The sequence below is a fragment of the Brevundimonas sp. genome, assembly GCF_018608325.1.
Classification (GTDB): Bacteria; Pseudomonadota; Alphaproteobacteria; order Caulobacterales; family Caulobacteraceae; genus Brevundimonas.
Genome location: NZ_JABAZW010000066.1, coordinates 1 through 10000 on the forward strand (window position 1 = coordinate 1; position 10000 = coordinate 10000).

12 protein-coding genes are annotated in these 10000 nt (G+C 65.3%); 9 read left to right on the top strand and 3 right to left on the bottom strand.

Annotation, left to right across the window (positions count from 1 at the left end; all coding sequences use genetic code 11):
* A partial coding sequence (locus QZ281_RS06920; protein ID WP_292226397.1) for an AGE family epimerase/isomerase occupies positions 1-459 on the bottom strand: 459 nt, incomplete at its 3' end.
* A gap of 188 nt (positions 460-647) precedes the next feature.
* Here QZ281_RS06920 and QZ281_RS06925 point away from each other — a divergent pair.
* The 9 genes from QZ281_RS06925 (at position 648) to pnp (ending at position 8997) form a co-directional block, all read left to right on the top strand.
* The gene (locus QZ281_RS06925; RefSeq protein ID WP_292226400.1) at positions 648-1805 is read left to right on the top strand and encodes a DegT/DnrJ/EryC1/StrS aminotransferase family protein; all 1158 of its coding nucleotides are present in this window, start codon (positions 648-650) and stop codon (positions 1803-1805) included.
* 4 nt (positions 1806-1809) lie between these two features.
* Entirely contained in the window at positions 1810-2742 is a 933-nt protein-coding gene (locus QZ281_RS06930; RefSeq protein WP_292226403.1) for a Gfo/Idh/MocA family oxidoreductase, read from the top strand.
* A gap of 53 nt (positions 2743-2795) precedes the next feature.
* The gene (locus QZ281_RS06935) at positions 2796-3305 is read left to right on the top strand and encodes a hypothetical protein (RefSeq protein WP_292226406.1); all 510 of its coding nucleotides are present in this window, start codon (positions 2796-2798) and stop codon (positions 3303-3305) included.
* Positions 3306-3343: 38 nt separating this feature from the next.
* Positions 3344-3898 (top strand): hypothetical protein, encoded by a 555-nt coding sequence (locus QZ281_RS06940; protein WP_292226409.1) that lies wholly within the window; start codon positions 3344-3346, stop codon positions 3896-3898.
* Positions 3895-4572, top strand: a complete 678-nt coding sequence (locus tag QZ281_RS06945; protein WP_292226412.1) for a DUF2459 domain-containing protein — start codon at positions 3895-3897, stop codon at positions 4570-4572. The genes QZ281_RS06940 and QZ281_RS06945 overlap by 4 nt, the downstream gene beginning before the upstream one ends.
* 64 nt (positions 4573-4636) lie before the next feature.
* Positions 4637-5089: a 30S ribosome-binding factor RbfA gene (rbfA, locus tag QZ281_RS06950; protein ID WP_292226415.1), complete on the top strand. Its 453-nt coding sequence runs from the start codon at positions 4637-4639 to the stop codon at positions 5087-5089.
* 43 nt (positions 5090-5132) lie between these two features.
* Positions 5133-6065, top strand: a complete 933-nt coding sequence (gene truB, locus QZ281_RS06955; RefSeq protein ID WP_292226418.1) for a tRNA pseudouridine(55) synthase TruB — start codon at positions 5133-5135, stop codon at positions 6063-6065.
* Positions 6066-6137: 72 nt separating this feature from the next.
* A complete protein-coding gene (gene rpsO / locus QZ281_RS06960) occupies positions 6138-6407 on the top strand; it encodes a 30S ribosomal protein S15 (protein WP_201099639.1) in 270 nt (89 codons plus the stop codon).
* A 352-nt stretch (positions 6408-6759) separates the two neighbouring features.
* Complete coding sequence (gene pnp, locus QZ281_RS06965) at positions 6760-8997, top strand: polyribonucleotide nucleotidyltransferase (protein WP_292226422.1); 2238 nt, start codon at positions 6760-6762, stop codon at positions 8995-8997.
* Positions 8998-9103: 106 nt separating this feature from the next.
* Here pnp and QZ281_RS06970 read toward each other — a convergent pair whose 3' ends face one another.
* Positions 9104-9529, bottom strand: coding sequence for a hypothetical protein (locus QZ281_RS06970; RefSeq protein ID WP_292226425.1), 426 nt, complete (start codon positions 9527-9529; stop codon positions 9104-9106).
* A gap of 67 nt (positions 9530-9596) precedes the next feature.
* Positions 9597-10000, bottom strand: a 404-nt coding sequence (gene rph, locus QZ281_RS06975; protein ID WP_292226427.1) for a ribonuclease PH, incomplete at its 5' end; no start/stop codon positions are given.

The following is a 10000-nucleotide window of genomic DNA, read 5'->3' on the forward strand; positions in this document are numbered from 1 at the left end:
GTGCGGCGCACTCATCAGTTTCTGGATCGCCGCCAGCGTCTCCAGTGCCAGAGGCCGGGCACGCGGATCGTCCAGCACCCGATGCGCCGCAGACAGGGCGAACAGAACAAAGGCCAGATCATAGAGGTCCGGCGTCTCGTCGATCACCGTGCCATCATCATTGGTCGCGCTGACCCACAGGCCGTCGTCGCGCTGACAAAGGGCGATCATTTGGTCCAGACCGGTCTGCGCCACGGCGCGTCCGGCCTGCCACCCCAAGGCAGCCGCTTCACAGAAGACATAGACCTGACGGGCCTGCACACGCGTGCGGCGTCGCAAGCCTGTTACAGGCTGCGCCTCGAAATCCAACTGTTCGAAGAAGCGGCCATCCGCGCCAACGCCCCGCTCTGCCCACAGTGGCAGGGCGTGCTGGAACAGCCAGTTCGAAACCTTGTCCTGAGTGACGGAAAGACGGGTCATGACATCGGCTTAGGGCGCAAGCGGCCGGGTGCCAAGGGGGGCTTACGTTGCAAAGGGCAACGCGAAGTGACGCTCGGGCGTTTGGCGCTGACGGATGATCTTGCTAGGAGGGCGGCCACATTCGCGGCCTGTCTCGGCAGACCGCCGCCCATCCTTCGTGGCCCTATCCTTCGTGGAGAGCGACCCTCATGATCCCCTTCATCGACCTTCAGGCCCAGCGCCTTCGCCTTGGCGGCAAGATCGAGGCCGCCGTTCAGGACGCCGTCGTCGGCGGGGCCTGGGTCATGGGGCCGCAGGTTCGTCAGTTCGAGGCCGATCTGGCCACCTTCGGCCAGGCCAAGCACGCACTCGGCTGCGCCAACGGCACTGACGCCCTGGCCCTGCCGCTGATGGCATGGGGCGTGGGGCGTGGCGACGCGGTCTTTGTTCCCAGCTTCACCTTCGCCGCCACCGCCGAGGTCGTGCCATGGTTCGACGCAGAGCCCGTCTTCATCGACGTGGACGCCGACACCTACAATATGGACGCCGGTCACCTTGAGGCCGCCATCGAGGCGACCCTGAAGGAAGGCCGTCTGACCCCGCGTGTGGTCATCGCCGTGGACCTGTTCGGCCAGCCCGCCGATTACGCGGCCATCAAGACTGTCTGCGACAAGCACGGCCTGAAGCTGATCTCGGATTCTGCGCAAGGCTTCGGCTGCACCATCAATGGCGAACATCCGCTGAAATGGGCCGACGTCACCACCACCAGCTTCTTCCCGGCCAAACCTCTGGGCTGCTACGGCGACGGCGGCGCGGTGCTGACCAATGACGACGAACTGGCGCAGTTGATGGATTCCATCCGCGTGCACGGCAAAGCCGTCGCCGTGGACCTGAAGGACCGCACCTTCGACCACGATCCCAAATATCTGAACATGCGCATCGGCCTGAACAGCCGTCTGGACACCATCCAGGCCGCCGTCCTGATCGAAAAGCTGAAGGTCTTCGGTCAGGAGATCGAATGGCGCAACGCCGCCGCCGCCCGTTACAACGAAGGCCTGCGCCCGCACGTCGCCAAGGTTCCCGACGTGCCGACCGGCAATATCTCCAACTGGGCGCAATATACGATCGAGCATCCGAACCGCGACGCCCTTGCCGCGCACCTGAAGGAACAGGGTGTGCCGACGGCGGTCTATTATCCGATCCCGCTGCACCTGCAGCCCGCCTATGAACACTATCCGCGCGGACCGCAGGGGCTGCCGGTTACCGAGCGCCTGAAGAACGTGGTCATCAGCCTGCCGATGCACGCAGATCTGGACGCCGCGACGCAGGACAAGATCATCGCCGCCGTCGCCAGCTTTAAGGGTTAAGTCCATGTCGAACACAGCCCCCCTCAAGATCGGCGTCGCTGGCGCAGGCGTCATGGGCCGCAACCATGCGCGGGTCGCCGCCGAAATGCGCGAGTTCGACCTGACGACCATCTTCGACCCGGACGCCGTGACGGCGGAAGGCGTCGCCGCCGCCTATGGCGCATCGCCGGTCACGACGGCTCAGGCCTTTGTCGACGCCGGTCTGGACGCCGCCGTCGTCGCCACGCCCAATCGCTTCCATGCCGAGGTCGGGGTGGCCCTGCTGGAAAAGGGCGTTCACGTCCTGATCGAGAAGCCTATCGCCGCCACCGTCGCCGACGCCCAGCGCATGATCGACGCGGCCAAGGCCAATAACCGCGTCCTGATGGTCGGTCAGGTCGAGCGGTTCAATCCGGCGGTGGAAGCGGTCAAACGCGCCCTTGCCGACGACGAGATCATCTCCATCCAGATCACCCGCGTCGGCCCCTTCCCGCCCCGCATGGGCGAGGTCGGGGTGGTCATCGACCTGGCCGTGCATGACATCGACATCATCCGTCACCTGACTGGCGCGGAAATCACTGAGGTCCAGCCTCAGTTGGCCCGCACCCGCGCGGACCGCGAAGACACGGCCCTGCTGCAGTTCCGTCTGGACAACGGGGTGATCGCCCACATCACCACCAACTGGGTCACGCCCTACAAGACCCGCACGCTTCAGGTCGCCACCAAGACAAAATTCATCGTCGCCGATCTGATCACCCGTCAGGTCACCGAATATTTCGGCCAGCAGCCGGACGGCTCCTATTCGACGCGGATGCTGAACTCCTGGCCGGCGGAACCGCTGAAGAAAGAACTGGAGGCCTTCGCCCGCGCCATCACCACCGGCGAAACGGCGGCGGTGACCGGCGAGGACGGTCTGCGCAACCTTGAGGTCGCCCTGCGCTGTCTTGGCGAACTCTAGACCGGACTGATAAAGCCGCGTTCTCGCCGCAAAGCCTGCCGACACAGGAAGCCATGCGCCAACTGATCGCCTCCACCGTCGTCGCCCTGACCGCTGTTTGCGCGGCGGCGCCCGCCCATGCCGACACCCGGTTTTTGGCCTATAACGCCACCGACCGGATAACCTCAGCCATGACCAAGGGCATCACGCTTGAGGTGCGGCGCGGCCTGTTCGGCGCGGTCAGCGTGAACCGGCTGTTCTCGACGACGGCGCGCGGATCGGCGACGTTGGAGAGCGGCGGCCCGGACGGGGTGCGGCGCGCCCTGCCTGCGGGGGCGCGTGAGACCGACCTTTACGCCATCAGCCAGACCGTTGGCGACGGTCGTGGCCTGTCGCGCGCCCTGTGCCCCGGCTCGGACCGGACCTGGCTGGTGCTGAGCCGCGTGCGCGCCGCCCGCCCCCTGACCATGCAGGCGGTCGGCCAATGGGCGGATGGAACCTTCCGGCATTGCACGACGCTGAGCTATGAGTGGCGGGGCGAATGGGCGACATCGCCCGGATCAACCGCCCCTGTGCCCGATTGATTCTCGGGACGTTCATTACTCTGTTCCAGGATGGGAGCATGACGACGACTGCTCCCTCGACCAACGGCGCCCCGCCGAAATGGGCCATGCTGGGCATCGGCCTGGGCGCCTTCGCCGCCGTGCTGATCGGCGCCTTCGGGGTCGAACCTGTCCTGAACCAACTGCTGACGGCGACGGCACACGCCCCTCGCCATGCCGCCCACGGCAAGGTGGTGGTCGGCGAGACCCTATTGTCCGGCCATTATGATGCGGCCGAAGGCGGGCGCAGCCTGGAGGCCGAAGGGGGCGCTTTGGTCATGGACAATGGCAAGCGCATTGTGTCCGCCCCCCACCGACTGGTCGCTGCCGACGAAAAGGCCACCGCTTCATCCACATTTGCGGGCGTGATGGCGGTTCCGGCCCAGGCCCAGATCGAGGTCCGTCGCGTGGTGTCGGACGAGGGGTCGCACCTGTGTGACGGCCAGCTGGTCGGCTGGCTGGCGTTTGCGGTCCGTCAGGACGGCTTCGTCCTGCTGCCGGTTCTGCAAGGGCCGCCGCCCGGCGCCCTGCTGGCTGAAGAACGCCTGTGCGACCTGCAGGACTTCAAACATTGAGGACGGGTCTGGTTCTGGCGGTTCTGGCCGGCTGGATCGCCGCCTTGCTGACATGGACCACGCCGACGCGCCTGCACGCCGTAGATTCAGCAGAGGCTGTTACTGTGCTGGTGCTGGACAATGGGTTTCACACTGATCTGGCCGTGCCGCGTCAGGCCTTGATGCAGCGCGACGGGCCGCTGGCGCAGGCGGTTTCGACCCTTGCGCCCGGCGACTGGATTCTGATCGGCTGGGGCGATGCCAAGTTCTATGTCGATCAGAGCCCCATCTCGGATCGCCTGCCTGACGGCGCCCGCGCCTTCTTCCGGCCCGGCAATCCTTCCGTCGTGATGCTGAACCCGGAAAGCGCAGATCCCCGCACCCGCTATGGCGCGCATGAGCGAGCGGAACTGACGCTCTCACGCACAGACTTCGACCGGATGGCGGCGCGGATCGAGGCCTCGCTGGACCTGTCCAGCGGCACCCCGCGCGTTGCTGCCGCCCGCCCCGGCGACGCCGCCCGCTTCTTCGCCAGCCGCGAAACCTTCTCGATCCTGCATCTGTGCAACCACTGGACAGCGGGTGTTCTGAACGCAGGCGGAGTGTCGGTGCGACCCGCGCGGTCCATCGCCTCTAGCGAAGTCATGCGCTCTGTCCGAGCGGCAAAACTGGACACAGCGGCTCCACGCGCCTAGACCGCCCGCCTTTCGCTTATCCGGTCGGGTCCGAGCCCCGGCGGGCGATAAAAAGGAGCGGCCAATGGCCCACAAGCAACATACCCGTAACGCCTCCGGCCCCGCCGGACCCAGCCAGCGCCAATTGCGCGCAGGCGAACTGATCCGTCACGCCCTGGTCGATATCCTGCGTGAAGAAGAGATTCACGACGAGGCCCTGTTGGGCGTCTCCGTCACCGTGACCGAGGTGCGGCTGTCGCCGGACCTGAAACACGCCACCTGTTTTGTCGAACCTCTGGGCGCGGGCGTCGAGACGGCGCCGACCAACGGTCACGAGAGCGAGATCATCAAGGCGCTGAACGTCCACGCCAAATTCCTGCGCGGGCAACTGGGCCGTCGTCTGGATATGAAGTTCACGCCCGACCTGCGTTTCCGCCACGACGACAGCTTCGATGCGGCCAGCCACATGGACCGCCTGTTCGCCGATCCGCGCATCCAGGCCGATCTGACGGCTCCGGACGACGAGAACGAGCAATGACGACCCGGCCTCAAGCAGCGCCAAGCGCGATAGGCCAAGCATAATGGGGCGCAAGAAGAAGGGCGATATCGTCGACGGCTGGGTCTGCCTGGACAAGCCGTTCGAGATGGGATCGACGGAAGCCGTCAGCCGCATCCGTCGCCTGTTCAACGCCCAGAAGGCCGGTCACGCAGGCACGCTTGACCCGCTGGCCAGCGGCATCCTGCCCATCGCCCTGGGCGAGGCGACCAAGACTGTGCCCATGATGATGGAGGCGCAGAAGATCTATCGCTTCACCATCAACTGGGGCGTCTCGACCGACAGCGTGGATCGCGAGGGCGAGATCATTGGCCGTTCCGACGTGCGCCCGACCGTGGATCAGGTGAAGGCCGCCCTGCCCGCCTTCGTCGGCGAGATCGACCAGACCCCGCCGCGCTTTTCCGCCATCAAGGTGGACGGCGCCCGCGCCTATGATCTGGCGCGTGACGGCGTGGAGTTCGAGCTTCAGGCCCGCCGCGTGACCATCCATTCCGCCGAGGTCAGCGACGCCCCCGACGCCGACCACGTTGAAATCACCATCCGCACCGGCAAGGGCGTCTATGTGCGTTCTCTGGCGCGTGATCTGGCGGCGGTTCTGGGCGCCGAGGGCCACGTCAGCGCATTGCGTCGTGAACTAGTCGGCCCGTTCAGCACGGAAAATGCCGTCACTCTGGATTCTCTGGAGGAAATGGTGCATAGGAGCGCCGCCTCGGAAGGCTTGCTTCCCGTTGCGACCGCCCTGGACGACATCCCGGAGCTGGCCGTCACGGACCAGGACGCCTTCTCGCTTCGGCAGGGACGCCCGATCGTTCTGCTTCCCCGTCAGGTGGAAACCCTCAAGGATCGTCTTCGCGACGGTTCGCGCACGGTTTCAGCCTTTCAGGGCCAGACCCTCGTCGCACTCTGTCAGTTGCGGGCCGGCCGGTTAGAACCCGACCGCGTTTTCAATCTTTCCTGATCGCCTGATCAGGGGACTCCAACCCGGCCTCAAGTAGCGCGAAGCGCGGTAGGCCACCAAGGGAGACTTACGATGTCGGTTACTGCTGAACGCAAGCACGAGATCATCGCCGATAACGCCCGCACCGCTGGCGACACCGGCTCGGCCGAGGTTCAGGTCGCGATCCTGTCGGAACGCATCGCCAACCTGACCGAACACTTCAAGACCCACAAGAAGGACAACCACTCGCGTCGTGGCCTTCTGAAGATGGTGTCGCAACGTCGCCGCCTGCTCGACCACCTGAACAAGGTCGACGCCGGTCGCTACCAGGCGCTCATCGCCAAGCTGGGCCTTCGCCGCTAAGGCGCGGGACCGCGATAAAGATCATTTCGAGGCGCGGGCGGTCACGTCCGCGCCTCGTTGTGTTCCTAGAGCCTGATCGGTTGAGAGGAAATCGCTTCGCGATTTCATCGATGCCGTGAATCAGGCTCCAGATTTAAAGCTAGAGCTGGCTCTAGCTGTTGCTTAACCCGCGCGCCGCGGGACTGAAACCGGCGCAGACGCGAGGGCCAGGTCGGTCCTCACCGGGTTTTCCGCGATGGCGCGGCGACCCACGGGGCAAGGGGCTGAACGCCCGGCGCTCCACTCCCAATGATGGGACCCAATGTTGCAAGCCCGGGCGGGAATACGCCCGCCGGGATACGAAAGACGAAATATGTTCGATATCAAACGCAAGACGATCGAGTGGGCCGGACGCCCGCTGACCCTGGAAACGGGCCGCATCGCCCGTCAGGCCGACGGCGCCGTGCTGGCGACCTACGGCGAGACCGTGGTTCTGGCCACCGTCGTCTATGGCCGCGCGCCCAAGCCGGGCCTGGATTTCTTCCCCCTGACCGTCAACTACCAGGAAAAGACCTTCGCCGCTGGCAAGATCCCCGGTGGTTACTTCAAGCGTGAAGGCCGTCCGTCGGAAAAGGAAACCCTGGTTTCCCGCCTGATCGACCGTCCGATCCGCCCGCTGTTCGTCAAGGGCTTCAAGAACGAGACGCAGGTCGTCATCACCGTTCTGCAGCACGACATGGAAAACGACCCGGACGTTCTGGGCATGGTCGCGGCCTCGGCTGCTCTGACCATCTCGGGCGTGCCCTTCATGGGCCCGATCGGCGCTGCACGCGTCGGCCTGATCGACGGTGAGCTGGTCCTGAACCCGACCGTCGACCAGATTCCCGCCTCGGAGCTGGACCTGGTTGTCGCCGGTACGCAAGACGCCCTGATGATGGTCGAATCCGAAGCCAAGGAGCTTTCGGAAGAGAAGATGCTCGAAGCCCTGATGTTCGCTCACGCGGGCATGCAGCCGGTGATCGACGCCATCATCGACCTGGCCGAACACGCCGCCAAGGAGCCCTTCGACTTCCAGGCCGAAGACCACTCCGACGTCGTCGCCTCGATCAAGAAGCTGGTCGGCGAAGACATCAAGGCCGCCTACGCACACCCCGGCAAGTACGACCGTCGCTCGGGCGTCGACGCCGCCAAGAAGACCGCCGCCGCCGCTCTGGTGAAGACCGACGAGAACCCCGAGGGCGTCGATTCGTCCAAGTTCTCGGCCGCCTTCAAGGAATGTGAAGCCGACGTCCTGCGTCGCGACATCATCGAGAACGCACACCGCGTCGACGGCCGCGCCCTGGACAAGGTCCGCGCCATCGTGTCGGAAGTCGGCGTCCTGCCGCGCACCCACGGTTCGTCGCTGTTCACGCGCGGCGAAACCCAGGCTCTGGTCGTCGCCACCCTGGGCACCGGCGAAGACGAGCAGTACATCGATAGCCTGCAGGGCACCTACAAAGAGAGCTTCCTGCTGCACTACAACTTCCCTCCCTATTCGGTGGGTGAAGCGGGCCGCATGGGTTCGCCCGGCCGTCGCGAAATCGGTCACGGCAAGCTGGCCTGGCGCGCGATCCGTCCGATGCTGCCGTCGAAGGAAGACTTCCCATACACCATCCGTCTGGTCTCCGAGATCACCGAGTCGAACGGCTCGTCCTCGATGGCTACGGTCTGCGGTTCGTCGCTGGCCCTGATGGACGCGGGCGTTCCGCTGATCCGTCCGGTCTCGGGCATCGCCATGGGCCTGATCCTGGAGCCGTCGGGCGAGTTCGCCATCCTGTCGGACATCCTGGGTGACGAAGATCACCTGGGCGACATGGACTTCAAGGTTGCAGGCACCTCGGAAGGCATCACCAGCCTTCAGATGGACATCAAGGTCGCCGGCATCACCAAGGAGATCATGGAACAGGCTCTGACGCAGGCTTCGGCCGGCCGCCTCCACATCCTGGACGAAATGTCCAAGGCCATGGATGCGCCGCGCACCGAACTGGGCGAGCACGCTCCGAAGATCGAAACCATCAAGATCGCCGTCGACAAGATCCGTGAAGTGATCGGTTCGGGCGGCAAGGTGATCCGCGAGATCGTCGAGAAGACCGGCGCCAAGATCGACATCGGCGATGACGGCACCATCAAGGTCGCCGCCAACGACCAGGAGAAGATCGACGCCGCCAAGGCCTGGATCCAGTCCATCGCCTCGGAACCGGAAGTCGGCACCATCTACTCCGGCAAGGTCGTGAAGGTCGTTGATTTCGGCGCCTTCGTGAACTTCTTCGGCGCCAAGGACGGTCTGGTCCACGTGTCCCAGATCGCTCTGGAACGCGTCGCCAACCCGGCCGACGTCCTGTCGGAAGGCCAAGAGGTCAAGGTCAAGTTCCTGGGCTTCGACGACCGCGGCAAGACCAAGCTGTCGATGAAGGTCGTCGATCAGACCACGGGTGAAGACCTGACGGACAAGATCAACGCCGAACGCGCCGAGCGTGGCGAAGCCCCGCTGTCGGAAGACACCGGCGGCCGTCCCAAGCGTGAAGGCGGCGGTGATCGCGGTGGCGATCGCGGACGTCGTCGTCGCGACTAAGCTTCGTCCATAGGCTGAAACGAGAAGGCCCCGCTGGCGACAGCGGGGCCTTTTTGTTTGGGCGCTACCGACCGCGACGCGTTCGCCGGCGGCTTGAGCGCAAACCTCAGGCCGCGCATTCCTTGGGCTTGGTCTCACCCGGCCCGTACATGGCGCAAGATCGGTCGATCTCGCCCTGAATCAGGGCGCAGGGATTGGCTGCGTTGCAGGGTGGATGAGTGGCAGGGCTGACCTGGATGCAGCGTTGCACCAGACGCGCCGAGGCCGCCGCGCCTATCGCGTCGCGGCACGGCTCATCCGTCACCGGCACGGCGCGCGGCGCCATGTCCGGGCCTTCGGGAATACTGGCTTGAGGGTCTTCAGGCGAAACGGGTGGCGGCGTCTGGATCGGCGTCATCGCCGGGCCGGAGGGCGTTTCGGCGGGCGCGGGCGCAGCCGCCGGAGCAGGATCGGCAGGCGCCGCAGTACGCTGACAGGCGGACGCCGCCAGGGCCAGCGCAAGGACGGAACAGGCGAACAGGGATCGGCGCATCGGGCTCTCCGGGTCCTCGGGACAGGTCACCGACACGATGACCCGTCCTGCAAACGCGCGAAACCCCTTATCGGCGCACAGCTTCCAGCGCCGCCTTTTGCAGGGCGAACAGTTCAGTGCAGCCGATCTCGGCCAGTGAGAACAGGCGGTCGAACTCGGCGCGAGAGAAGCCACGCTTTTCGCCGGTGGCCTGAACCTCGACGATCTGGCCCGATCCCGTCAGGACGAAGTTGGAATCCGCCTCGGCTTCCGAATCCTCCTCATAGTCCAGGTCCAGCACCGGCACGCCGTCACACACGCCGCACGACACCGCCGCCACCTGATCCAGAATGGGGTCAGCCTTCAGCACGCCCTCGTCGCGCAGATAGTTCAGCGCCGAACTCATGGCGACCCAGGCGCCGGTGATGGAGGCGGTGCGGGTGCCGCCGTCGGCTTGCAGCTCGTCGCAGTCGATCCAGATCGTCTTACCTG

Bases quoted from the DNA above. Each gene is read 5' to 3' on its own strand.
- QZ281_RS06970 (WP_292226425.1), bottom strand. From the start codon at position 9,529: ATGCGCCGATCCCTGTTCGCCTGTTCCGTCCTTGCGCTGGCCCTGGCG.
- truB (WP_292226418.1), top strand. From the start codon at position 5,133: ATGGGGCGCAAGAAGAAGGGCGATATCGTCGACGGCTGGGTCTGCCTG.
- rpsO (WP_201099639.1), top strand. From the start codon at position 6,138: ATGTCGGTTACTGCTGAACGCAAGCACGAGATCATCGCCGATAACGCC.
- QZ281_RS06940 (WP_292226409.1), top strand. From the start codon at position 3,344: ATGACGACGACTGCTCCCTCGACCAACGGCGCCCCGCCGAAATGGGCC.
- rbfA (WP_292226415.1), top strand. From the start codon at position 4,637: ATGGCCCACAAGCAACATACCCGTAACGCCTCCGGCCCCGCCGGACCC.
- QZ281_RS06930 (WP_292226403.1), top strand. From the start codon at position 1,810: ATGTCGAACACAGCCCCCCTCAAGATCGGCGTCGCTGGCGCAGGCGTC.
- pnp (WP_292226422.1), top strand. From the start codon at position 6,760: ATGTTCGATATCAAACGCAAGACGATCGAGTGGGCCGGACGCCCGCTG.
- QZ281_RS06935 (WP_292226406.1), top strand. From the start codon at position 2,796: ATGCGCCAACTGATCGCCTCCACCGTCGTCGCCCTGACCGCTGTTTGC.
- QZ281_RS06925 (WP_292226400.1), top strand. From the start codon at position 648: ATGATCCCCTTCATCGACCTTCAGGCCCAGCGCCTTCGCCTTGGCGGC.